The organism is Phocaeicola faecium, assembly GCF_014837055.1.
Lineage (GTDB): Bacteria > Bacteroidota > Bacteroidia > Bacteroidales > Bacteroidaceae > Phocaeicola > Phocaeicola gallinarum.
Map to the genome: position 1 here is coordinate 874,079 of NZ_JACSPQ010000001.1, position 24,079 is coordinate 898,157.

Consider the following 24,079-nt stretch of genomic DNA (forward strand, 5'->3'; position numbering starts at 1 on the left):
ATGACTAAACTTTCTTATCGTATCCTCTCGTTCAGCCAGAGGCTGTTTCTTTCTGTCCTTATCCTTTTCCTCGTTTTTGCCATCTGCTTCATCGCGTTTCAGTATCAACGCGAAAAAGCCTACAAAAGCGAATTGCTGAACATCCAGTTGCAAAGCTACAACAACCAGCTTGGCAATTTCATTACCGACCGGGGCGAACTGGATATCGACTCCATGCAAAATTATGTGGCAACCCACATGATGCCCAACCTGCGCGTTACCCTCATTACGCCGTTGGGGAAGGTTATTTATGACAATATACGAAAAGACTGGAAAAACTTTGAAGATCATTCCACACGCAAGGAAGTACAAGAAGCACTGATGTATGGCAGCGGGTATTCCATCGGACGTAACTCGGAAAGCATTGAGGGCGAAGAATATTTCTACTCCGCACGTTACTATCCTCCTTTCCGGCTGATTATCCGCTCAGCATTGCCATACAACCTCAGCCTGAGCGAACATCTGAAAGCCGATTCTTCTTTCTTATGGTTTGCCCTTTTCATCAGCCTGATTCTGATAGGCGTGTTTTATCAGTTTACACGCAAGTTGGGGATGTCTATCTCCAAACTGCAACAGTTTGCAATGAAGGCCGACCGCAACGAGCCTATCGACCTTGCTATTTTAGACACTTTCCCGAAAAACGAACTGGGAGAAATATCACAACACATCATAAAAATATATAAGCGTCTGCACCGGGCCAAAGAAGCTCTGTACATTGAGCGTGAAAAGCTGATTTCACACTTACAGACGTCGCACGAGGGATTGGGTGTATTCACCAAAGAGCGGAAAGAGATTCTGGTGAACAATCTTTTCGTACAGTACATCAACAACATTTCCGACCGCAATCTCAGCTCGTCAGATTCTATCTTCCTGATACCGGATCTGAAGCCGATTACCGATTTCCTGACCAAGAACGAGGGAAATTACAGCAAAGAAGAGAAACGACTGTCGATGCACATCGACAAGAATGCCCGTTCGTTCGTTCTGGAGTGTATCATCTTCCAAGACCTTTCGTTCGAAATATCCATCAACGACGTAACGCAAGAGGAAGAACGTGCCCGACTGAAACGGCAACTTACCCAAAACGTAGCCCACGAGCTGAAAACTCCCGTCAGCAGTATTCAGGGATACTTGGAAACCATCATCAGCAATCCGAACATCTCGCCGGAAAATATGCGTACATTCCTCGAACGAAGCTATGCACAGAGTAACAGGCTCACCTTGTTGCTGCGCGACATCTCGGTACTGACCCGCATGGATGAGGCTCCCGGAATGGTAGAAAAAGAAACGGTAAACCTAAGCCGCATCGTAGAAAACATCTTAAACGAAGTGGCTTTGGGACTGGAGGAAAAACAGATGCGCGTGGTCAACCTCATGCCCCACGACCTTATCCTGACCGGAAGCAGCTCGTTGCTGTACTCTATCTTCCGCAACTTGACCGACAATGCCATCGCATACGCGGGAGTAGGCGTACAGGTTACTATCAACTGTTTCCGCGAAGACGAGAAATTCTATTATTTCAGTTTTTCCGACACAGGCATCGGAGTACCTGAAGAACATCTTAACCGCCTGTTCGAACGGTTCTACCGGGTAGACAAGGGACGCTCGCGCAAACTGGGAGGCACGGGGCTGGGACTTGCCATCGTTAAAAACGCCGTGCTTTTCCACGGAGGAACCATCTTTGCCAAAAACGCGCCGTCGGGCGGACTGGAATTTGTATTTACCTTGCAAAAAGATTTGTAAATAATACACACCGACATAAGGAATTTGCCAACTCTACGCTGTCAGTCTGACATTTTTTCACTATTTTTGCAGCCGTTCTCGTACAAACGACCGCTCAGGCACACTATTTGCTATTAGCCCCATATAAATATTACAGAAATAATCAAACGAATATAACTATGGATATGAAAAAAAATCAGACTTCGGAAAACGAGGAAATATTAAAAGAAAAAGAAGCTGAAGCTGCCGCCGAAAATCGGGAAACGCAAGCCGAACCTCAACCGAACGAAGAGGAACAAGCCGAACTGACTCCGGAAGAAACGTTGACTAAGGAGCTTGAAGAAGCTAAAAACATCATTGAAGAACAAAAAGACAAATACCTGCGCTTGTCTGCCGAATTTGACAATTACCGCAAGCGTACCTTAAAAGAAAAAGCGGAATTGATTAAAAACGGAGGTGAAAAGGCTATCTCGGCTATCCTCCCGATACTGGACGACTTGGAACGCGCGCTGGAAAACATGCAGAAAACAGACGATCTGAAAGCTATTCATGAAGGTATTGACTTGATCTACCAGAAATTCCTGAAAAACCTGACTCAGGAAGGATTGGAGAAAATGAATCCCATAGGCGAAAACTTCGACACGGATTATCATGAAGCCGTAGCCCTTGTACCTGCTTCTGCCGAAGAACAAAAAGGCAAGGTGTTAGACTGTGTACAAACGGGATATAAACTTAATGATAAAGTAATCCGCCACGCAAAAGTTGTTGTGGCACAATAAAAATCAGTAAAAGATGAAGAATCGGGAAAAGGAAAATCTTCTTTCCCCGGTTCTCCATCTTTTTTTAATTCTTCTATAAAAATGGCGAAAAGAGATTACTACGAAGTATTAGGCGTAAGCAAGTCGGCATCGGCAGACGAAATAAAAAAGGCATACAGAAAAAAAGCGATACAATATCATCCTGACAAAAATCCGGGCGACAAGGAAGCGGAAGAGAAGTTCAAAGAAGCGGCAGAAGCCTACGAGGTTTTGAGCAATCCGGATAAACGCGCCCGCTACGACCAGTTCGGACATGCCGGAGTAGACGGAGCAGCAGGAGGCGGATTCGGCAGCGGAGGCATGTCAATGGATGACATCTTCTCAATGTTCGGCGATATCTTTGGCGGACACGGCGGATTCGGAGGGTTTGGAGGGTTTGGAGGAGGAAGCGCCCAGACGCACCAACGCAAATTCCGTGGCGCAGACCTGCGTGTGAAGGTAAAGCTGAGCTTGAAAGAAATCTCTACGGGAGTGGAGAAGAAATTCAAGGTAAAGAAGTATGTGGAATGTCCTCACTGCCACGGAACAGGAGCTGAAGGTAACGGAGGCGTAGAGACGTGTCCTACCTGTCACGGAACAGGAAGCGTTACACGCACGCAGCAAAGCATTTTCGGCATGATGCAGACGCAAACGGTGTGTCCGCAATGTAACGGAGAAGGTAAAATCATCAAGAATAAATGTAAGGAATGTAGCGGCGAAGGTGTGGTTTACGGCGAAGAAGTGGTTACGGCGAAGATTCCGGCTGGTGTGGCAGAAGGAATGCAGGTTACCATCAACGGCAAAGGTAATGCCGGAAAGCACAACGGTGTGCCGGGCGACTTGCTGGTACTCATCGAAGAGGAAAAACATCCCGAACTGATTCGCGACGAGAGCGACTTGATTTATAACCTGCTGCTGAGTGTGCCGACGGCTGCATTGGGCGGTACGGTAGAAATCCCCACCATCGACGGGAAGGCTAAGATAAAGATTGAACCGGGAACGCAACCGGGCAAGGTGCTTCGTTTGCGGGGCAAAGGTTTGCCGAACATCAACCGGTACGGATACAGCACGGGCACGGGCGATTTGCTGGTAAACGTCAGCGTATATATCCCCGAAACGCTTACGAAGGAAGAACGTCAACTGCTCGAAAAATGGCAGGAGGCTGAAAACTTCCAACCCAATCTCAGCCTGAAAGAAAAGATATTCAAGAAGTTCAGAAGTCTTTTCGAGTAACATCCGGTTACCCCGGACGCTCAGAAGAAATAGCCATCCGTTTGCCACCCCAAAACGCTACCGTTAGCACCTCTATGCGCAAGCGGTAGAGTGACTCGGTTCTAACCGTAAGACACATCAGTCTGACGGGTAGAATTTCAGGGCTGTGAAACAGAGACAAAAGATACTTCAAATAGAAAACGGAATCGCCCGAAGCAGCAGTGGTTGCTTCGGGCGATTCCGTTTTCTTTTGGTATCCGATGCCCGGACTTATTTCCGTTTCATTTTCTGCATCATGCCGGCCATTTTGCTACCCGTAACCATTTTCATCATCTTACGGGTCTGGTCGAACTGCTTCAACAGGCGGTTTACTTCTTGGATGTTCGTTCCGCTACCTTTGGCGATACGCATACGGCGCGAACCGTTCAGTATCTCCGGACGTTTGCGTTCTTCGGGAGTCATTGAATAGATAATCGCTTCGATGCTCTTAAACGCATTGTCGTCGATATCGATGTCCTTGATGGCTTTTCCCACACCCGGAATCATCGATGCCAAGTCTTTCAGGTTACCCATCTTCTTTATTTGCTGAATCTGTCCGAGGAAATCATCAAAATCGAACTGGTTCTTCTGGATTTTCTTCTGAAGGCGTTTTGCTTCTTCTTCATCGTACTGTTCTTGCGCACGCTCTACCAGCGAAACGATATCACCCATGCCGAGGATACGGTCTGCCATACGAGCGGGGTGGAACTGGTCGATGGCATCCAGCTTTTCACCTGTACCCACAAACTTGATGGGCTTGTTTACCACCGTGCGGATAGAGAGCGCCGCACCACCACGAGTATCACCGTCTAACTTCGTGAGCACTACGCCGTTGAAATCCAAACGCTCGTTAAACTCGCGTGCCGTGTTTACGGCATCCTGTCCTGTCATGGCATCTACCACGAACAAGGTTTCATCGGGGTTGATGGCGTTTTTGATGGCTTCGATTTCGTTCATCATCTGCTCGTCTACCGCCAAGCGACCTGCCGTATCGACGATCACCAAGTCGTATCCTTTCGCCTTAGCCTCTTGGATGGCGTTAAGAGCAATCTGAACGGGGTTCTTGCTTTCAGGTTCGCTGTAAACGGGCACTTCGATTTGCTGTCCCAACACCCTCAACTGTTCGATGGCTGCCGGACGATACACGTCGCACGCTACCAAAAGAGGTTTACGGTTTTTCTTGGTTTTCAGCATCCGCGCCAGCTTGCCTGAGAAAGTGGTTTTACCCGAACCTTGCAAACCCGACATCAGGATGACTGCGGGACGTCCTTTCAGCTCGATTTCGGCAGTCTCGCCACCCATCAGTTTGGTCAGCTCATCGTGTACGATTTTTACCATCAACTGGCTCGGTTTCACGGCTGTAAGCACGTTCTGTCCCAACGCCTTTTCTTTTACCGTATCGGTAAAGCTCTTTGCCACTTTATAGTTTACGTCCGCATCCAGCAGTGCGCGGCGAACATCTTTCAAGGTCTCTGCTACATTGATTTCGGTGATTTTTCCCTCACCTTTCAATATTTTAAACGACCGTTCTAATCTTTCACTTAAATTGTCGAACATATCTTTTGCTTTGCTTAATTTCTTCTTTTACAACGAGGTGCAAAATTACAAAAAAAACGATTCACTCAAATCTTTTTGTTCTGCCATTTTGCTTTTTTCAGATAAATGAGGCTGAATGTCAGCATCAATACATAGTAAATCAGTTCGGTAGTAAAACAAACATCCACCGGAGCCTGAATAACCATTCCTACCACGATGATATAAAGTGCGTAGAAAACCTGCACCCCCACCTCAAGCACCAACGCCGCCTGCGTGTTTCCCGTGCCGGAAATTCCGTTGAAATACACGTTTGCCACCGATGCCACTACCATTGCCACACAAACCACGTAAAGTGCCGAAACCGACTCGGTAAGCAGTGCGGCTTCGTTCGTGTAAACCGAAAGGATAGCATGGGGGAAAATGACGCATAGCGCCACACAAACCAGCATGAACAAAAACGACATTTTGGCTATTTTGTGAAGCAGCCTGATTACTTGGGAAACGCCTCCCGCACCTATCAGGTTACTAACCAACGTGTTTGCGGTAGTAGAAAGGGCCTGTACCGGAATCAGCATCACCACGTACACGCTCCGCACGATGTTGGCTATGGCAAGCTGGCGCTGCCCTAACCGTTCGAGTGCCATAAAAAACACAAACCAGATAGCCATTGCCAGAAAATATTGCACCATCGTGAAGCAGGAAATCCGCAAAATGCGCCCCACCATCGCCCAGTCGAACCGCCCGAAACGGTTTAATCCGTATTTCTTCAAATCGACCCTGAAATAAGTGTAACACAAGAAAAACACCAGCGAAGAAGCCTCGGCTATCACCGAAGCAAGTGCGGCTCCCTTGATTCCCATCTCCGGGAATCCGAGTTCACCGAACACCAGTGCATAATCGAGCACCACATTGACCAGCGCCATCACCACGGCATTCATCGTCAGCGTCTTGGTCTGCGTTATGCCGATATACAGCGCACGGAACATGACATTTACAAATGCAAACAAGAATCCCCAAATACGCCACGTAAAAAACTCATAGGTGGCGTGAAAGATTGCATCCGACGTTATGAGCAAACGTATCAAGGGCTCGGCTGCCATATACATCACGGCAAGCAGCACTACCGCCATCGCAAAGCTGAACGCCGTCCCCTGCCACATCACCTGACCTACCGAACGGTAATTCCCCTCTCCGTTACGCCGGGCGATAAGAATCTGCGACCCCACGCTGAAACCAAACGCCACGGTGTATACGCAGATGTATAACAAACCGCCCATCGCCGCAGCCCCCAGAGCCACTTCGCTTACGTGTCCTAAAAACGCCGTATCGGTTACGTTAATAACATTCTGAGCCAACAATCCTAAAAATATAGGATAAGTAACATTCCATATTTCTTTATTGCTATACATAAAAAAAATTTTATAAACCAAACAAGCGGAAAAACGATTGGCAAAGATACAAATAATTCCGCTGACAAGAAACTGTGGGGCAGGCGCGCGCCCTGCATCGGTTTACAAGCCTGCCGGGAAGGAGCCTTCACTTTAACCAAAAATAACAAAACCGATGAAAATAACGCCCGCTTTTTCCCTTCCATTTCATTTTTTTCTTAACTTTGCGCTGCAACTGAGATACAAATGTAACACTTTAACATACTTAAAATATTAAGATTATGATGACTATTGACAAATTCAACTTTGCCGGAAAAAAGGCAATCGTTCGTGTGGACTTCAATGTACCTTTGAACGAAGAAGGTAAAATTACTGATGACACCCGTATCCGTGGAGCGCTGCCCACATTGAAAAAAATCTTGGCAGACGGCGGTGCACTTATCATCATGTCACACATGGGTAAACCCAAAGGTAAAGTAAATGCGAAATATTCTTTAAGCCAAATTGTAGATGCAGTTGCTGCTGCATTAGGTACTCCGGTTCAGTTCGCTCCCGACTGCGCTAAAGCTCAGGAAGCTGCCGCAGCTTTGAAACCGGGCGAAGTGTTGCTGCTCGAAAACCTCCGTTTCTATCCGGAAGAAGAAGGCAAACCGGTAGGCATTGAAAAAGAAGACCCTGCTTACGAAGACGCTAAGAAAGAAATGAAAGCACGCCAGAAAGAATTTGCTAAAACATTGGCTTCTTACGCTGACTGCTACGTAATGGATGCTTTCGGTACAGCTCACCGTAAACACGCTTCTACTGCTGTTATCGCTGACTATTTCGACGCTGACCACAAGATGTTGGGCTACCTGATGGAAAAAGAAGTTCAAGCGGTAGATAACGTTTTGAAAGACATCAAACGTCCGTTTACTGCCATCATGGGTGGTTCTAAAGTTTCTACCAAAATCGGTATCATCGAAAACTTGATGGACAAGGTAGACAACCTGATTCTGTGTGGCGGTATGACATTTACTTTCGCTAAAGCTCAGGGCGGAAAAATCGGTAAATCAATCTGCGAAGAAGACAAACTCGACTTGGCTCTCGAAATCATCGAAAAAGCTAAAGCTAAAGGTGTAAACTTGGTATTGGGTACTGACTGTGTAGCTGCCGATGATTTCTCTAACGATGCTAACACGCAGATTTGCCCGGCTAACAACATTCCTGACGGATGGGAAGGCTTGGATGCAGGTCCTGAAAGCCGCGAAGCATTTAAGGCTGCCATCAAGGGTGCCAAGACTATCTTGTGGAACGGTCCTGCCGGTGTATTCGAATTCGACAACTTTACGGGCGGTTCAAAAGCCATTGCAGAAGCAATCGCTGAAGCTACGAAGGAAGGTGCATTCTCACTGATTGGCGGTGGCGACTCAGTAGCTTGTATCAACAAATTCGGTATGGCAGACCAAGTATCATACATCTCAACCGGTGGTGGTGCTTTGCTGGAAGCTATCGAAGGTAAAGTATTGCCGGGTATCGCTGCTATCCGTGGTGACAAATAAACATAATATCTTGTCATAAAAACACTAAAGGATGCGTCTTTCCAATGAAGGCGCATCCTTTTTTTTAGTTCATTCCTATCCGTCCGGAATGTCTGTGAAGCTGATTACAGATTAATAGGTTTCCTCGTTAGCCAGATTCCACATGTTCAGGAATGCCGCGCGGGTGATGTCTGTCAGTTTCTCCCAGTTAATCCGTTCTGCATGGTCCGTAGGCTGGTGGTAATCCGGATGGGCATCCGTGTGATACCAAATGATGGGAATATCCTTCAAAGCAAACGACCCGTTGTCGCTGCCTCCTATGGGGCGGTCCCAAGCCCGGTAGTCCGGCTCCAGTTTCAAATCATATCGGGCGATGGCATCTTTCAGCCACTGACCGAACACAGGATGCGACTCGGTATAGAAATAAACCACGTGTTTGGGCTGCTGCGGTTTGTTATTACGCCCTATCATGTCGAAGTTCAGGTATCCTTTGATTTGGTTTACGAAAGGACATGACTGCACAAAATATTTTGAGCCCAGCAATCCTTTCTCCTCCCCGTCCCAAAAAGCGAAGATGACGTTTCGTTTCGGCTTCTTGCCCGACACAGCAAACGCCCGTGCAATCTGCAAGGCAGCCGATACGCCTGAAGCATTATCGTCTGCTCCGTTATAAATCTGGTCGCCAGCCAAAGTGGGGTCGTAACCGATATGGTCGAAGTGTGCCCCGATAACCACATACTCATCAGCACGTTCGCCGGGTATCCATCCCAGCACGTTTGCCAGCTTCAGGCTGCGGTATGTGCCTTGCTTGAGCCGTGCCACCGAGTCCGGGTGTACTTGGAAACGTCCTTTCTGCTGGCGTTCCACGGCACACGCCTCAAACGGCTGATAATACGTGTCGCCCAGCAAAGGCCGGATGCCCGCCTCTTTCAGTTCCGAAACCAAATAACGTGCCACGATACGCGACTCCCGCTGTCCGGCCTCACGCCCCAGCAGATTATCATCTGCCAGAAATTCTACGATAGCTTCCGCCTTGTCACGGCTGATGCTCTGCAATCCTTTCTCTACGGGTGCTTGTGCCCACACCCCCATTGATGCCGCAAAGAAGCAGCAAACTCCCAAAATTTTCTTATACATATTCGTTGTGTGTTTTTTAAGGCTATGTTTTCGCAAATATAAAAAATACTTTTCAGAATAAGCCATTCTGACTTTCTTATCCGCGTGTGTTTATGGGCATATCTATCTTGACATTTACTTGTTACGGCTTCCCATCCACGTCAGCTTATGCCAGATGGTTTCCAGCGGACCGCGACGGTAATGACGGAACCACCAATGGGCGAAAGCCAACTGAGCGAGGAAGAACACACAGCCAATCAGGAAACTGTACGTATTACCGCACACCTTATGAAGTGCCAGCCCGTAGCCGAAATAAAGGAAACTCCCTATCACCGACTGCATGACGTAATCTGTAAGACTCATTTGTCCGTAGGGAGCCAACCAGCGTTGCACCTTTCCGTTATTTGCCCAGTAAAGCAATAAGAACGCGCTGACCAACGTCAACATAAAGAACAGATTATACCAAGAATTAAGAATGGTTTTCATGGTTTCAAGAATGAACTTCGAGTCGATTTGCGAGAAAACGAATTCTTTTACAAAATACATCACAAACGCCGAAGGGATGCTGACGTACAGAACGCGACGCCAGAACGAACGAGACCGTGACAAGCTTTCCGGAGCAGATGCACTGAAATATCCCATGCGGCCCAGCAACATTCCGAACATAAAAAGCGATGAAGTCTGGAATACGCGCCCGTAACACCAAGCCCAATTCAGACTTGCCAACTGCCCGGTTACAAAGTTTGCCTTCACCATCTCCCACCACGATGTTCCTCCCAACTGCGGATATACATCTCCTAACGAATAAATCATCTGCTTGGGAGCAAACTCCGGATTTACCACAGCACAAATCACTTTAACCCACTCTAAGGGCTGAAGCATCAGAAACAAAGCGAGTATGAATACTGCCTTATTACTCCAATGACGGACGGGCACCAACACAAAGCCTAAAATGGCGTAAAGCACCAAAATTTCGCCGGGGAAGAAGCTGGCGTTGATGAATCCGAAACCCAACAGTAACAGCAACCGCCACATATAGCGGTTTTTGAAATCTTCGCCACGCTTTTCTGAACTGCGGCTCTGGAGATAAAAGGTAAAGCCGAACAGCAGGGCAAAAATGGCGTATGCCTTGCCTGAAAACAGGAAGAAAAGCGTATTCCAAATGTGAGTGTCAAACCACCCCAACAGTCCGGTAGCGGGCGGAGGGAAAGAATAGAAGTTAAAATGCTCGATATTATGAAGCAACACGATGCCCATTACGGCAAATCCGCGCAACGCATCGACAGCCAAAATACGTTCTTTTTTTTGAATCGGTGTTCCCATAGAAAAATAGAATTAAAGCGGATAAAAAAACAAAGGCACGAATTACAGACTTCCACCCTACGTATTTAGGTATAACAAGTCTGTAATCCGCGCCCGTTTATAACATCGCGATATATTTATTTAGCCGAATCGCCCGGTGCCGGAGTAGCAGCAGCATCCTGAGTTTCGGTCTGCGGAGCATCAAAACCAGCAGGAGCATTCAACGGATTTGTTTTTTGTTCTTCTATAGCCTGTTCCATGATAACAGAAGAATTGGTAGTCTGATGAGGTATCACGTAAGAAGTCGCAATACTGATAACCACCATAAAAACAGCCAATCCCCACGTCAGCTTTTCAATGAAATCGGTTGTCTTACGAACACCCATAATCTGATTAGAAGACGCAAATGCGGAAGAAAGACCTCCCCCCTTCGAGTTCTGCACCAATACGACGAAACACATCAATATGGCTGCAAGCACCATTAATACAACAAATAATAAGTACATTTTCTTTATTTTGATTTAGCGTTAATAATCAATTTCTCTAAAAATCTCATTTGGTCTGCAAAGTAAGTATTTTTTTTCGGATATTTCAAATTTAATTTTTTAATAATTTCCAGAGCTTTATCATATCGTTGCTGCTTGACATAGATTTTAGCCAATGTTTCGGTGAAATAATCTTCTTCGTTGTCTGTTTCGGGCTCTTTTTCTTCGGTTTCCGTATCTTCATCCTCTGGCTCGGCTGCACCGGCATCCTCGGGTAAAACGTTCCGTTCATCGTCTGCACTTTCTATGAAATGGTCAATCAGCTCCTGTCCGCGCAAAGGAGGTGTAGCTTCTTCCGCAGCAGGCAAGACGGATTCGCCCATCAGCACCGATGTATAATCCACCGCCGCCATATCGGGTACCGGAAGTTCGGCCGGTGCAGCGTCTGAATGTCCGGAAAGGAAACGGTCTATAAGGTCGAGTGTACGGTCGGCTCCGTCGTCAACAGCACTTACCGGTTCGTGTTCTTCCAGCCGAAAACGGTCTCCCTCAAGATAATAAAACAACACACCTATATCGGCAACAAACAAAGCCCCCCGACGTAATTCATCGCGGAAAGCCGGGTCATTCAGCAGAAACAGATTCTTCAGATACAATACCCACGCCGTTTGGAAATATGGATAACGCTCCAACAGCGTACGTAACTCATACAAACTGTTTTTATCCAACCGTTCGGGGTGTTTTATCCATTCTTGTAATTGCTGTTGCATCATGAGTCTACCAGTTTGCTACTGTGGCGTTAAAAATCTGCTCCACAATTTCGTCAATCATCTGGTCAACCAACTCCTCCTGCACGGCAGAAAGTTGCTGGCTGGCGTTATATTCACGGCTCGCCGAGAACGATTGTTCAAAGTCTTCCACGTGATTGGTATTGTTTACAAAGCGTACATTCACCGTCATACGCAGTTCTGCCATCGTTGAATAACCGTCAGAGCCCACACCCTTATTATAAGCATCGTAGTTGGTGATTTCTCCCGACAGTTCCAAATCGCCTCCCTGACGTACCTGCTTCAAGCGCGTCTGCTGCATGTAAGCATCCTGCAAGGCTGTGTTGAACATCGACTCCATCGGCCCCCATACAAACGCCGCCGAACGGTTCGGAAAGTTTTCAAACGAAATGGTTTTTACTTTCTCATAGTTGATAGACGAACCGTTAAACTTATAAGACACTGTACAAGCCGCCAGCAAGCACACGGCCGTCATCCACATGCTTATTATTTTCCATTTTCTTTTAATCAAGCCCATATTCTTTTATTTTTCGATAAAGGGTACGTTCGGATATCTTTAAATCGTTTGCGGCGCTTTTCCGCTTTCCGTGATGCCGCTCAAGCGCCTTGCGAATCATTTCTTTTTCTACGTCGTCCAGCGAAAGATTTTCTTCGACATACTCTTCGGTATCTTGCACTTCGGGTTCTTCAGCCGGCACTGTCTTTACGGATGCAATATGGTTGACAGAAGGTACGGAACTCATCATCACCGGATTGTTTTGAACAATGCTCACCGGAGTATTCGGTATGTAGCGCACGGAAGCATCCTGATGGGTGGAAACCGGAGCATTGCCATTACGTTCTGCCATTATGTCATGCATGAATTTCTTCAGCTCCGTTACGTCGCGCCGCATGTCGAACAATACTTGGTAAAGAATCTCACGTTCGCTCTCAAAACCTTTATTGCCTGAAGGCTTCACACCGAGCAGTGTTGGCAAATGGGAATCTGACTGGGTGGGCAGATAATTACGAAGAATCTCCGGTGTTATATCCCGGTTGGTTTCAATAATAGAAATCTGTTCGGTAATATTTTTAAGCTGACGCACATTTCCCGGCCACGAGTAAGCCGTCAGCATCTGCTTTGCTTCTTCGGTCAGCTGAATGGCAGGCATCCGGTATTTTTCTGCAAAATCTCCGGCAAACTTCCGGAACAGCAGCACGATGTCGTCCGGGCGTTCGCGCAGAGGCGGTATCTTGATAGGAACGGTATTCAAGCGGTAATACAAATCTTCACGGAAACGCCCTTCCGCCAATGCCTCGGCAAAGTTGACATTCGTAGCAGCAACAATCCGCACATCGGTTTTCTGTACTTTCGAAGAGCCAACCTTGATGTATTCGCCCGATTCGAGCACGCGCAGCAACCGGGCTTGTGTAGACAGCGGGAGTTCTCCCACCTCGTCCAGAAAAATCGTACCTCCGTCTGCTTCGGCAAAATAACCTTTCCGGTCACTGATAGCTCCGGTAAAAGCACCTTTCTCATGCCCGAACAATTCGGAATCGATGGTTCCTTCAGGTATCGCCCCACAGTTTACCGCAATATACGGCCCGTGTTTCCGACGACTGAACTGGTGAATGATTTGCGGAAAGCTTTCCTTACCTACCCCGCTTTCCCCAGTTACCAATACGGACAAATCGGTAGGAGCCACTTGCATGGCTATATCTATAGCCCGATTCAGCCCCTCGGTATTTCCGATGATGCCGAACCGTAATTTCACATTCTGTATTTCTGATTTTACCATATAATTCGTATTATATATGACAAAATTATAAAAACTTTGGCTTGGCTACTTATTCCGAAAAGAAAAAAGTAAGAGCCTGCTTCATTTTTCCAATTAAAGCAACGTTTTATCAGTTTCTTCTGAGTCTGTTTCCGGTTTGTATTTCTGATTGGTTACAAACCTGTATCCCCACCGAATCAGAATACGGTGCGAATCATAAAGCGGATGCCCCACTTGTTTGCCGTAGGCAGGTCATTATAATTTAAACGGCGTACGTATTCTACATGCAGCAACTTGAATATATTATGGATGCCGACACTCAGCTCTACATAAGGTTTCTTTTTATCCATTACATAGCTGGATGTGTAGAAATTGCCATTTGCATCGTAATGTCCGGGAAACATCATCAGTTCTGCATCGTTTCGGTTCTGCGGCAATAGGGGATTATTCTTGTCGGTAAGCGTTCCCCACAAACATTTAATGCCGATGAACTCGCGCCATTTCAGTTTCTTCAGCAGCGGGATGCGGTTAAAGAGTTTTCCCTGCATGTTCCACGAAACGTCCAGCGAAGCATAGCGGTCGTTCAGAAACTCCATGTTGTTAATCAGGTTGAATGTTTCTTCCTGAATGATATACGACAGGTTGGCAGCGGGCATAATCAGCAGCGGGAAGGGAACTTTGTTCCACTGGATTCCTCCCTTTATCGAAGTATCGATGTTTCCCCACGAACTGAGCCACCAACGTTTATAGAAACTCACTTCGCTCATGTTATAAGTATAGTCTGACCCCAACACACCTTTCAGCCCCACTGTGTGCTGTAAGGTAAACACCGGAGCATCAAGATTGATGGGCAGACGTCGCTGCTTGGTATTGATAAATGTTTCGCCGGGGGCATAACGCAAGGCTATTGTAGCCTCCGCCACCGAAAAGTCGTGTACATTATAAGGTGAACGCACCCACTCCGTACCCGACAGACTGCCGTCTGCTATCGCCTGCTGCAACTGGGTCTCGCCTGCCATCGTACGGTAGAACAGTTTGCCACACGGCTCGTAATTGGAGTGTTTCAGAATGAACGTGGTTTTCAGTCCCGACTCGCGTTCCAACTCATATTTCACACTTGCCGTACGTTCGTAATTATATTGGTCTACCGACGTTACTTTCAGCGATGTAAAGACATTATCCTTGTCCGTAGCCATGAACTTATCGGTTGGCAGCATATTGTCGTACGAATAAGAGAAAGTCAACGAATTAATCGGATATTCCCTCGGCAGATATTCACGTTTCTTGAACGAGTATTCCACTTCTGCCTTGTATTTCGAGCGCGCATCTTTAAATCCGTACGCATAATATCCTCTTAAAAAGAGATGCGGATGCAGATTTGCCGTAGTTTGAGCAGACGCACGCAAGCGGAGGCCGTCGATGTAGTTGCTTGAAATCATGGTGTTGATAGGCCCTATATCCACCTTGCTGGGTTTTCCACGGACACCGGTTTCCACAAAGTTTTCGATAAAGGCTTTTGCCACAAACATGATGTATTTAAATCCCTTTATCTTGCTCAGGTTATCGACAAACGAATCCATCTGTTTTTCCGAGGTAGTAAGCTGTGTGGGGCGATATTCTTTCCAGAATTCATCGCCACGCATCATGGCATTCACGTCTTTTATCTCACTGCCTTTCCGCTTGAAAATCCTGTCCGGGATTTCATCGAACCCGAAGTCTGAATACCTTGTGGTACGCCTTACCTGAAACGATCCGAGCAATTTCCGCAAATAAGAAAGTTCGCAGGTCATGTCGTCAACCATCAACACCCATTCGCCTGAAGGCAACTGACCGAACTCCTGCTCGATAATCATCAAATCCACAAAGTTGATATCTGTTTTCTTTGGCAAATTCATGGTGCATTTCTTCACACGATACGTCGAGTCTGCCAATATATACAGACTTCCCGTAAAGCCGAAATCTTGCGGATTGTTGGGAACAAACGAGAGCAGGAAACATTCATCGCGGTCTACCGTCAATGTATCCATGATGTAATAGCGGTAAAAATTAATTCCCGCATCCGAAATCGGACTGTCAAAAGGATATTGCAAGAAGCGGAAACGGTCTTGGTAGATGTTTACATCCTGAAACACATCCTTCAGCACCGTAGTCAACATGTCGCCCGTATTAAACAGCTCGTTGATACCCGATGAATTAAGCCCCTTTATGATCGTCTTTTCGCTGTGAGGATTTTTGCGGTATACTTTCTCCGATACGGTTTCGTCGACAGATATGGGCAGGATATTCTTGCCCGTTACGTCGCTCACCTCCACTTGGTCGCGAAAGAACGGATATTTCTTAAAGAGGTTCGACTCGCGTAACGAATCGGTCGTGATGTTATTCAGCGAAAAAGTAATCTTCTGGTACTTATTATAGTGATAATAATCGTTTACGCTCAGGTCGTTCAACTCTTTGGCGGCGATAACCTTTTTCATCATCTCCACCGCCGGATTATTCTTACGCGAATATTTTTCTTTCTTAGGCTTGACTATCACCTCGTCCAATACCAAATCGGCTTTCATTTTCACATCGAGCCGATGCGTATTCGGAGACACTTTCAGCACTTGCGTGGCATAACCCACCATCGAAAAAGTCAGTTTATCCCACCCCGCACGGGCATCTATCGAGTAATTTCCATCTATGTCGGTAATTGTCCCCACCCCTTTTCCGTCGTAATACACATTCAAATAAGGAATGGGTTCTCCTGTTTCAGAGTCTGTCACAACTCCTTGAATCTGGGCAGAAAGTTTCGCAACTCCCATACACAATACCAACAGAAAAAATAACCTTTTTACCATATATTGTTTCAATACCTTCTCTATGTTTTTTTATACTTATTGCGCAACGAATGAGCGCGTAAAGTTACAGAGTGTTGAAGTCTCTTACAAATTTATGCCGACAAAAAGCTATAATCTTACCTTTTTTTATGAATAATAGAATATTATTTCTACCCAATCAGTCTCCCCGATAGTAATAAAGCAAAGCGTGGCGCGCTATGAAATCGGCATTTTCCTGCACCGTAGTCCGGCTTTCTCCATCCGGGAAAACGGCGTCGGGCAACAAATGATGTTCCAAACAATGCAAGAGCAAGTCGGGCGGACAAAGCGTTTCTTCCGTCAGTAGCCGGAAAGCATTCTTCGCCGCCGCATCGGGGGCATACATCGGGTTGTCCGGGTCGGCTATACACTCGCATACATCTTTTGCCAGCAGGATGCCTTTTTCCGGTTCGGTCATCAGCACAAAGTTGCGGAACGGTTTCATTTGAGGCAACGTATGGTTATCATCGTCTGTCCATTTCAGCACCTCCACCAAGAAACGCCTCAGCTCGCCGTAGCCGTTCAGGTAAACGATTCGCTTTCCGTTCGTTCCTGCCACAAAGTTGCGGTACATCTCTGCACTTTTTTCGCGCACTTCATCGGGCACGACAGGTTCATCAGGGAACAGTCCTTTTACCTGTTTCCATGCCGGTGCGTTATCTCCCGCCAACCGTTCTATCCACTCGTGAAGGAACAGAGCAAGCGGCCCTGTGGGGATGATGAAACGGTCGGCAGCGGTAACCCGCTCAATGTATGGCGCCATCGAAGGCTCGGTAAGATACGTATGCCCGAACAGCCACGTCAGTTTACGGTCGGCATCGCGGGCATCCGAGTAGCCACTCCAATAATTTTCGAGCAACTCATTTTCCGGAGCTTCTTCGTATGCCGTTGCCAACACTTCGTAAAATGCAGCCGCCTGCTTTGCTATCCGCTCATCGCAGGGGTTAACGTACGGATGTTCGTAAGGAGCTTTCTGCCACGTGTTCCACACGATGAAGCGTACATCTTCTTCATTCACTTCATCGCGCAGGTAATCGTCTGCCAGCGTGTAGAACGGCAAAGGCTTGCCATACAGCCGGATATGCTCGTCGATAAAACTACGCCACAGCCCCAGTCCGGAAATCACATCTTCCAGATAAGCCGCCACGTAGAGACACATTTTTTTACGGAACGCTTCCGGCATTCCGGAGAGCATAACAGCCTTGTAGAGTCGCCCTGCAAGTTTTACAAAATACTCGTCTGAGGATTGCGGAGTGGCATAAGGATGGATAGCCATCCAGTCTTTAAGATATATTGTTGGTTTATTCATTTTTATTCGTCGGTTGATTATTCTACATAAGAATGAGCTTTTATTGTTCTTGCAAATTTAATAAATATTTCTTTCGTGCGGTTTCTTTTGCAGAAAAGCATTGTAAAACGCCCGGCCTCACTGCTACTGACAGACAAGACCGGGCGTTATCAATACTAAGAAAGACTCTTAGTTAAAGAACTTTATCCCAATGAAATAAGTACGAGGCTGTGTAGGCCCGTAGAAATACTTCGAGTCACGCAGTTTGCCACGGTCGAGGTCTTTCTGGAAGGCGTTGAAGATGTTCTGCACACCGCCGTTCAGTTGAAGTTTCAAATGGTCGTTCAGCACGAAGGTATAATTCAACTTCACACCCAAATCCATAAAGTCGGGGGTATGTTCCAAGCGGTCTTTCGCAATATATCCTGCAAAGTGAGGAACAATCATCTTACCCGTGTAGACACCCGATATGGAGAAATCGAAGTTCTTCAGCGGAGCGGAAGTAAACGTGAAATAACCGTAATAATCGGGTGTACGAGGCATCCGCTTGATAGGTGCCACGTCTGCATCCTCGCTCCAATGAATGGCTTCGGTATAACGGCTGCGCTGTACGGTAAATCCTAATTGGAGCTGCGCCTCCCGCCCGTGAGCTATCTTATAATCAATGTTAGCCCCGTAAACGCGCGCGCCGTGTCCGTTACGCCGTTCCTGCTTCAATGTTCCGGTCTGAGGGTCTTTGCCCATAGCTTCCAGATAAAACACATCGTTAAGAGCCGTATAGAAACCTTCTATCAAGAGGTTCGACTGAAAGTGCCCGAAGTTTGCAGTCCAGTCCAGCGAGCCGCTCACACTGTTCGAGCGTTCGGGCTTCAATCCGTCTGCCAGCGTAATCATCATCGCTTCGCCGCCTACCGCCGCCACGTGAAGGTCTTCATCGTAAGCCTGAGGCGCACGGAATCCGGTGGACCATGTAAGGCGGCCTTGCAGCTTCGACGAAGGATTCCACAGCAGGTTGACGCGCGGACTGAAAATAATGTCGTCTACCAAGTTATGCTTATCCAAACGGAATCCGGCAAGCAAGGTGAAATGTTCCATCTTCCATTCGTTTTGCGCAAAACCGCTGGCTATCCTCACATCCTGACGGAGGTCGCGGTTATACCCCGTCATTACGTCGTGAAGGGAGTTGTAGCTATACTCCAGTCCTCCCGTAAACGTGGCGGGAGCAAAAAAGCAGTTGTCCATGTTTCCCACATACATCGCCCCGCCCACTGCCGTAAGGTCTTTGGTCTTTCCGTAAGCATTGGGGTCTTCACCTGCGCCGTAATAACTGTTGCGGTCGATGTGTTGCGCCGAACCATACACCGACAGTTTGTGGCGATATTCGCGGAAGAACACATCATACGTCAGTCCGCCGCTGTTTATAACGTGTTTCGTCTGCTCGGTAATGTCTGTTTCGTGAGGCTGAAGGTCGAACTTGTTACCTCCGCGCCGGAATTCGTTCGTGGTATGATACTCGATGCTGATGCGGCTGAACTGTGTGGGGCGGTAGTAAGCACGAAGCCCGAAGGTATTCATGTTCAGTTTACCCAGTTCCGAGAAACCGTCGCCGTCGGCATCGTAAGGATTGCGGTTGCGGTACGACTGGTAGAGGGCGATGCCATACGAATTATCAGACGACACCAGCGAGGCATTGGCACCCACGTATTGCTCCCACACCTTTCCGTTGAGATTCGACATGGTAGACGATACCTGAAACGAATTGTTCACCGGGTCTTTGGTGATGATGTTGATGGTTCCGCCCACGGCATTTGCCCCGAACAGCGCCGAGCCGCCGCCACGCACCACCTCTACGCGCTCAATCATGTTGGTAGGAATCTGCTCCAATCCGTACACGCCCGACAGCGCACTCATCACCGGACGGCTGTTTATCAGAATCTGCGAATAAGGACCTTCCAGTCCGTTGATGCGCACTTGCGGGAATCCGCAATTCTGGCAGTTGTTTTCCACACGCAGTCCCGACTGAAAGTTAAGCGACTTGGCGAGGTCGTTCGAGTTGACTATCTCAAACAGGCGGTTATTCATCACGTTTACCACCACCGGAGCCAGCTTTCGGTTGGTCTCGTTGCGGTTGGCAGACACCACCACCTCATCGGTCATAATCGTTTCTTCTTCCATCACAAAGTGCATGTCAACAGTGAAATCATTGCCCACCGTTACGCGCTTGGTTTGGGTAGAATACCCCATGCTTTGTACCTTCAGCGTATATTCTCCTGCCGGAACATTCTTAAAGCGGAAGTAGCCTTCGGCATCGGTAGCCATCCCTACGCCCGTTTCAACTATCAATACATTGGCGTATGGCAAACCTTCCTCCGTATTTTTTTCTATCACATGTCCGGTAATAATGTTTCCCTCTTTCACCGGATTAACCGCCATGCTTACCAGAGCGCACAGCAATCCCGTCAATATTAATATATGTCTTTTCATTACGTCTTTTTGTTCGTTGATTAATGCGTGTAAAACACCTGCCCACACTGCCGCCAAAACGCATACGGATGTGTTCCCTTGAGCATACGGATGCACACGGGAGTCCATGCGGATGTTTTCAGCAACACTTCGGGTAGGATTTTCCATGCCGGGAACAGCCCGGCAACTAACTGATTTGAAAAGACATAAAGGGAGGAGCGCGCAGATGGATTCCTGCCGTATGCGCTGATACGGCACGGAAGTTATCCTGCACGCAGAATAACGAATAAACAACATGCCAATCCGGTTTAACCAGCTCGGTCTCTTCCTCGTCCAGCGAATAGAAACTGGAAAGAAAGTGCAACGAAAGGGTTTGCCCGGCAGTATGGGAGTGATGCTGAGTGAAAGGGTGAGAATGGACAATCATTACCCCGCCTACCACATGGACGTGGGCAAATACGACGACACTCGTATAATACGCCACGAACAGGGTAAGCAGGCTTAACGCCCACACACGAATATGGTATGTCTGCATTCTCACTTACTCAGTTGTATTATTTATTGCCAAACAAAAGTAGGTAATCCCTTTTGGCTGCAACTTCCGTCCATGCCTCCGGGATAAATTTCCATTGATTCAACGCTACGGGATGAAGCGTTTTTACCTCTTCAATGCGTTTCATCAGGTAATAACGCAAATCTTTGTCGGTAGAGAAAACGATACGCTTCGCCAGTTCCGCTTTCGGGATGCCGGCACCTTTCGTCAGCAAGTCTCCCCCGCCGTTGCCCCTGTATGAATTAACAGCTACGCGGTAGGTTTTGTTCATATCGAAAGCGCGTCCGTCGGCTAAACTTTTGATGGAAATCTTTTCGCCCTGCGGCTTGGTTACATCGACAGTATAAATAATGCCGGCGGCCGAATCGAAATTGAAGCTGGGGTTTTTAAAACGTCCGAATCCATTATCTTTTTCGTTGAGCAGCAGCAGATGGTCGGATGCCGATTTCATCTGGTTCGTCCAAATGGCATACGACATTTCAAGGAAGTTTTTAATCTCTTTTCCGCTCAGTTCCATCACGTAGAGCATGTTTTCGTACTTATAAAGATTGAACATGTCGCTCATGTAGATGTCGCCTTTCTTGATTTCAGCGTTAAACGACAGCGGGGCGCAGAACGAAATGTCTGCTCCGGTGATGTCTAACTGCAACTGCTGGATGAGGTCGATGAACGCCGACGAACCGAAATAGGCATCGCGTGTGGAAATGGTGCGGTCGATGCTTCCTATCTTGCGCGAAACAAAAGTATCTACGGCCTGATATTGTTCTTTGAATGCCGACATAAAGTCCTCGTCAACGGGATAAGTGGTCATATCGGCAAGTTTGCCTTCTACCGACTTGCTTACTACCCTATCGCCGCGTTTTACTACTTTCAGGGTAACGTCGGATACGGTGCGTGCCATATTTGCCGGGTCAATCAACAAGACAGAGTCGCCCGCTACGTTGGCTACCTTTTCGCAACGGCGCACGTGGTCGTGTCCCATAAAGATGACATCGAATCCCGGAACGTTACGAGCCACCTCACCCGAACCGTTTTCTATCGTATTATCCAGCTTGTTTCCTTCCGGACCAGCGTGAAACAATCCTATCAGTACATCGGGATTTTCTTTCTCGCGGATAATCTTCACCCACTTGCGGGCACAGGTTTCCATATCTTCAAAACGGAGTCCGCTCCACAACTTTTCGGGCAACCACGACGGAATGGAAGGGGTAATCATTCCCAATACGGCTATCTTTACTCCATCCCGTTCCAACACTTGATAAGGCGGAAGGTAGGGTTCGCCGCTCAGCGTGTCGATAACGTTTGCTCCCAGTACGGGGAAGTTACACTGCTTCACCCAACGGTCGTACACGGCGTGTCCGGTTTCCACATCGTGGTTTCCCATGTTTCCCACATCGTAACGCAGGTAATTCAGCATTTGGGCACATACGTGGTCCGATACCGTATCAATGAAATTATAGTAATATGCCGTGGGTTGTCCTTGCAGGATGTCGCCGTTATCAAGCAACACCACGTTGTCGCCAAACGCCTCGCGCTGTTCTTTTACATACGAACTTACCCGCGCCAGACTGCCGTCGAGGGGTTTTCTGCCGATAAAATCGTAGGGGAAATAACACCCGTGAACATCGCTGGTCTCGATAAACTTTAACGTGATTTCTTTTTCGCCGGAAGTAGTACACGACTGTATACAGCCCATACCGATAATTGCCGTCAGGCAAAGGAGAGATTTCAATGACTTCATAAAGACAATTTGTCAGATTTATGCCGCAAAGATAGTCAAGAAAATCGAGATAGGAAACAACTGTCCCAATAATAATAAGCCGCTCGATACATGTTTCGTATGTTTCCGGCACGAAACGTCTCTCTGCCTCCGAAAGGAAGAAAAACAGCCTGCCGGACAACCCGATTGGCATGTAATTTGTTCCACTTCAAGCAATTAAACTAACTGACAATATGGCTTACATAGACTATTACAAAGTGCTTGGCGTTGAGCGGAATGCAACCCAAGACGACATTAAGAAAGCATACCGTAAGCTGGCAAGGAAGTATCACCCGGACTTGAACCCGAACGACCCTACGGCTAAGGACAAGTTTCAGGAGATAAACGAAGCCAACGAGGTATTGAGTGACCCGGAAAAGCGTAAGAAATACGACGCTTACGGCGAAAACTGGAAACATGCCGACGAGTTTGAAGCGCAACAGCAAGCCTATCGCGCCCAACAGCAAGCAAACGGAAACAGGCAAGGTGAATACTGGTACTCTACCGACGGAGAACATTTTACGAGCGGATTTGGAGGTAACGCAAGCGGATTCTCTGATTTCTTCGAGGAATTGTTCGGACATCGGGGGGCAACGGGAGGCAGAACACGCGGCGGATTTCGCGGTCAAGACATTGAAGCCGAACTTCAACTTTCTTTGCGTGAAGCCGCTGTTACACACAAACAAACGTTCAGCATCAACGGCGAAACATTACGAATCACCGTTCCGGCGGGCGTAGCAAACGGGCAGGTTATCAAGCTGAAAGGACATGGAGGCAAAGGAATGAACGGAGGTCCGGACGGAGACTTATACATCACGTTCGCAGTAAGCGATGACCCTGCCTTTAAACGGAAGGATAACGACCTGTACACCGATGTCAACATCGACCTGTACACTGCCGTATTGGGTGGAGACGTGACCGTGAATACCCTCGACGGGCAGGTTAAACTGAAGGTACGCCCCGGAACGCAAAACGATGCGAAGGTACGTCTGAAGGGCAAAGGATTCCCGGTATATAAACAGGAAGGTAGCTTCGGCGACTTGATAGTGACTTATCATGTATCAATTCCTACCACGCTGACCGAACATCAGAAAGATTTGTTCCGTCAGTTGCAACAAGGATAACTTTTAAAAACGGACAATTATGCAGAACGATTTGATTATCATAAGCGACTATTGCAGCCGCTGTAACATAGAGCCGGACTTCGTCATGATGTTGGGCGAAGACGGGCTGATAGACATTGAGATACGAAATAACGTCAGCTATTTCCCTGCCGAACAACTGAACGAACTGGAGCGATACGCTCACCTGTATTATGACCTCTCTATCAACATCGAAGGCATTGATGCCATCCGCCACCTGCTGGCACGGGTAGAAGACTTGCAGCAAAAGGTTCGCCGGCTTGAAAACGAACTGCGCTTTTACCGCCGGTAAGCATAAAAACAAATCAGGCACGGATTACG

General features: G+C 47.5%; 19 protein-coding genes. 6 read left to right on the top strand and 13 right to left on the bottom strand.

Annotated elements, in window-relative coordinates; translation table 11 throughout:
* The 3 genes from phoR (at position 1) to dnaJ (ending at position 3,791) form a co-directional block, all read left to right on the top strand.
* The gene (gene phoR / locus H9626_RS03850; RefSeq protein WP_191709625.1) at positions 1-1,782 is read left to right on the top strand and encodes a two-component system sensor histidine kinase PhoR; all 1,782 of its coding nucleotides are present in this window, start codon (positions 1-3) and stop codon (positions 1,780-1,782) included.
* Positions 1,783-1,940: 158 nt separating this feature from the next.
* Positions 1,941-2,540, top strand: a complete 600-nt coding sequence (locus H9626_RS03855) for a nucleotide exchange factor GrpE (protein ID WP_225230869.1) — start codon at positions 1,941-1,943, stop codon at positions 2,538-2,540.
* An 81-nt stretch (positions 2,541-2,621) separates the two neighbouring features.
* The gene (gene dnaJ / locus H9626_RS03860; RefSeq protein ID WP_191709626.1) at positions 2,622-3,791 is read left to right on the top strand and encodes a molecular chaperone DnaJ; all 1,170 of its coding nucleotides are present in this window, start codon (positions 2,622-2,624) and stop codon (positions 3,789-3,791) included.
* A gap of 249 nt (positions 3,792-4,040) precedes the next feature.
* Here dnaJ and ffh read toward each other — a convergent pair whose 3' ends face one another.
* The gene (gene ffh / locus H9626_RS03865; protein WP_178256937.1) at positions 4,041-5,366 is read right to left on the bottom strand and encodes a signal recognition particle protein; all 1,326 of its coding nucleotides are present in this window, start codon (positions 5,364-5,366) and stop codon (positions 4,041-4,043) included.
* 65 nt (positions 5,367-5,431) lie between these two features.
* Positions 5,432-6,754: an MATE family efflux transporter gene (locus H9626_RS03870; protein ID WP_178256936.1), complete on the bottom strand. Its 1,323-nt coding sequence runs from the start codon at positions 6,752-6,754 to the stop codon at positions 5,432-5,434.
* A gap of 260 nt (positions 6,755-7,014) precedes the next feature.
* On the opposite strand from H9626_RS03870, the gene H9626_RS03875 reads away from it, so the two are divergent.
* Complete coding sequence (locus H9626_RS03875) at positions 7,015-8,271, top strand: phosphoglycerate kinase (protein WP_178256935.1); 1,257 nt, start codon at positions 7,015-7,017, stop codon at positions 8,269-8,271.
* 111 nt (positions 8,272-8,382) lie between these two features.
* Here the strand turns inward: H9626_RS03875 and H9626_RS03880 are convergent, their stop codons facing one another.
* From H9626_RS03880 to H9626_RS03930, 11 genes are all read right to left on the bottom strand, one after another.
* On the bottom strand, positions 8,383-9,387 hold the full coding sequence (locus tag H9626_RS03880) for a M20/M25/M40 family metallo-hydrolase (RefSeq protein WP_191709627.1): 1,005 nt from the start codon (positions 9,385-9,387) through the stop codon (positions 8,383-8,385).
* A 114-nt stretch (positions 9,388-9,501) separates the two neighbouring features.
* Positions 9,502-10,689 carry a DUF418 domain-containing protein gene (locus tag H9626_RS03885; protein ID WP_191709628.1) on the bottom strand — a complete coding sequence of 396 codons (1,188 nt, stop codon included), beginning with the start codon at positions 10,687-10,689 and terminating at the stop codon, positions 9,502-9,504.
* Between the two features lie 116 nt (positions 10,690-10,805).
* Positions 10,806-11,174, bottom strand: a complete 369-nt coding sequence (gene secG, locus H9626_RS03890) for a preprotein translocase subunit SecG (RefSeq protein WP_178256932.1) — start codon at positions 11,172-11,174, stop codon at positions 10,806-10,808.
* A gap of 5 nt (positions 11,175-11,179) precedes the next feature.
* Entirely contained in the window at positions 11,180-11,926 is a 747-nt protein-coding gene (locus tag H9626_RS03895) for a DUF8458 domain-containing protein (RefSeq protein WP_191709629.1), read from the bottom strand.
* A gap of 4 nt (positions 11,927-11,930) precedes the next feature.
* Entirely contained in the window at positions 11,931-12,422 is a 492-nt protein-coding gene (locus H9626_RS03900) for an LptE family protein (RefSeq protein WP_410554213.1), read from the bottom strand.
* A 22-nt stretch (positions 12,423-12,444) separates the two neighbouring features.
* The gene (locus H9626_RS03905) at positions 12,445-13,719 is read right to left on the bottom strand and encodes a sigma-54 interaction domain-containing protein (protein WP_191709631.1); all 1,275 of its coding nucleotides are present in this window, start codon (positions 13,717-13,719) and stop codon (positions 12,445-12,447) included.
* A 176-nt stretch (positions 13,720-13,895) separates the two neighbouring features.
* Complete coding sequence (locus tag H9626_RS03910; RefSeq protein WP_178256928.1) at positions 13,896-16,535, bottom strand: DUF5686 family protein; 2,640 nt, start codon at positions 16,533-16,535, stop codon at positions 13,896-13,898.
* 157 nt (positions 16,536-16,692) lie between these two features.
* Positions 16,693-17,862 (bottom strand): DUF3843 family protein, encoded by a 1,170-nt coding sequence (locus tag H9626_RS03915; RefSeq protein ID WP_191709632.1) that lies wholly within the window; start codon positions 17,860-17,862, stop codon positions 16,693-16,695.
* A 168-nt stretch (positions 17,863-18,030) separates the two neighbouring features.
* The gene (locus H9626_RS03920) at positions 18,031-20,325 is read right to left on the bottom strand and encodes a TonB-dependent receptor (RefSeq protein WP_191709863.1); all 2,295 of its coding nucleotides are present in this window, start codon (positions 20,323-20,325) and stop codon (positions 18,031-18,033) included.
* 166 nt (positions 20,326-20,491) lie between these two features.
* The gene (locus H9626_RS03925) at positions 20,492-20,839 is read right to left on the bottom strand and encodes a DUF8478 family putative metalloprotein (RefSeq protein WP_178256925.1); all 348 of its coding nucleotides are present in this window, start codon (positions 20,837-20,839) and stop codon (positions 20,492-20,494) included.
* A gap of 19 nt (positions 20,840-20,858) precedes the next feature.
* On the bottom strand, positions 20,859-22,553 hold the full coding sequence (locus H9626_RS03930) for a bifunctional metallophosphatase/5'-nucleotidase (RefSeq protein WP_438616935.1): 1,695 nt from the start codon (positions 22,551-22,553) through the stop codon (positions 20,859-20,861).
* A 257-nt stretch (positions 22,554-22,810) separates the two neighbouring features.
* Here H9626_RS03930 and H9626_RS03935 point away from each other — a divergent pair, with 257 nt between their 5' ends.
* The gene (locus tag H9626_RS03935) at positions 22,811-23,740 is read left to right on the top strand and encodes a DnaJ C-terminal domain-containing protein (protein WP_191709634.1); all 930 of its coding nucleotides are present in this window, start codon (positions 22,811-22,813) and stop codon (positions 23,738-23,740) included.
* A 19-nt stretch (positions 23,741-23,759) separates the two neighbouring features.
* A complete protein-coding gene (locus tag H9626_RS03940) occupies positions 23,760-24,050 on the top strand; it encodes a chaperone modulator CbpM (protein WP_178256922.1) in 291 nt (96 codons plus the stop codon).
* Positions 24,051-24,079 lie beyond the last annotated feature (29 nt).

What these genes read in the sequence shown, in the direction of transcription:
- H9626_RS03880 (WP_191709627.1), bottom strand. Translation starts at nt 9,387, where the DNA reads ATGTATAAGAAAATTTTGGGAGTTTGCTGCTTCTTTGCGGCATCAATG.
- H9626_RS03870 (WP_178256936.1), bottom strand. Translation starts at nt 6,754, where the DNA reads ATGTATAGCAATAAAGAAATATGGAATGTTACTTATCCTATATTTTTA.
- H9626_RS03940 (WP_178256922.1), top strand. Translation starts at nt 23,760, where the DNA reads ATGCAGAACGATTTGATTATCATAAGCGACTATTGCAGCCGCTGTAAC.
- H9626_RS03895 (WP_191709629.1), bottom strand. Translation starts at nt 11,926, where the DNA reads ATGATGCAACAGCAATTACAAGAATGGATAAAACACCCCGAACGGTTG.
- H9626_RS03920 (WP_191709863.1), bottom strand. Translation starts at nt 20,325, where the DNA reads ATGAAAAGACATATATTAATATTGACGGGATTGCTGTGCGCTCTGGTA.
- H9626_RS03935 (WP_191709634.1), top strand. Translation starts at nt 22,811, where the DNA reads ATGGCTTACATAGACTATTACAAAGTGCTTGGCGTTGAGCGGAATGCA.
- H9626_RS03900 (WP_410554213.1), bottom strand. Translation starts at nt 12,422, where the DNA reads ATGTGGATGACGGCCGTGTGCTTGCTGGCGGCTTGTACAGTGTCTTAT.
- H9626_RS03910 (WP_178256928.1), bottom strand. Translation starts at nt 16,535, where the DNA reads ATGGTAAAAAGGTTATTTTTTCTGTTGGTATTGTGTATGGGAGTTGCG.
- H9626_RS03915 (WP_191709632.1), bottom strand. Translation starts at nt 17,862, where the DNA reads ATGAATAAACCAACAATATATCTTAAAGACTGGATGGCTATCCATCCT.
- phoR (WP_191709625.1), top strand. Translation starts at nt 1, where the DNA reads ATGACTAAACTTTCTTATCGTATCCTCTCGTTCAGCCAGAGGCTGTTT.
- dnaJ (WP_191709626.1), top strand. Translation starts at nt 2,622, where the DNA reads ATGGCGAAAAGAGATTACTACGAAGTATTAGGCGTAAGCAAGTCGGCA.
- secG (WP_178256932.1), bottom strand. Translation starts at nt 11,174, where the DNA reads ATGTACTTATTATTTGTTGTATTAATGGTGCTTGCAGCCATATTGATG.
- H9626_RS03925 (WP_178256925.1), bottom strand. Translation starts at nt 20,839, where the DNA reads ATGCAGACATACCATATTCGTGTGTGGGCGTTAAGCCTGCTTACCCTG.
- ffh (WP_178256937.1), bottom strand. Translation starts at nt 5,366, where the DNA reads ATGTTCGACAATTTAAGTGAAAGATTAGAACGGTCGTTTAAAATATTG.
- H9626_RS03855 (WP_225230869.1), top strand. Translation starts at nt 1,941, where the DNA reads ATGGATATGAAAAAAAATCAGACTTCGGAAAACGAGGAAATATTAAAA.
- H9626_RS03885 (WP_191709628.1), bottom strand. Translation starts at nt 10,689, where the DNA reads ATGGGAACACCGATTCAAAAAAAAGAACGTATTTTGGCTGTCGATGCG.
- H9626_RS03930 (WP_438616935.1), bottom strand. Translation starts at nt 22,553, where the DNA reads ATGGGCTGTATACAGTCGTGTACTACTTCCGGCGAAAAAGAAATCACG.
- H9626_RS03905 (WP_191709631.1), bottom strand. Translation starts at nt 13,719, where the DNA reads ATGGTAAAATCAGAAATACAGAATGTGAAATTACGGTTCGGCATCATC.
- H9626_RS03875 (WP_178256935.1), top strand. Translation starts at nt 7,015, where the DNA reads ATGATGACTATTGACAAATTCAACTTTGCCGGAAAAAAGGCAATCGTT.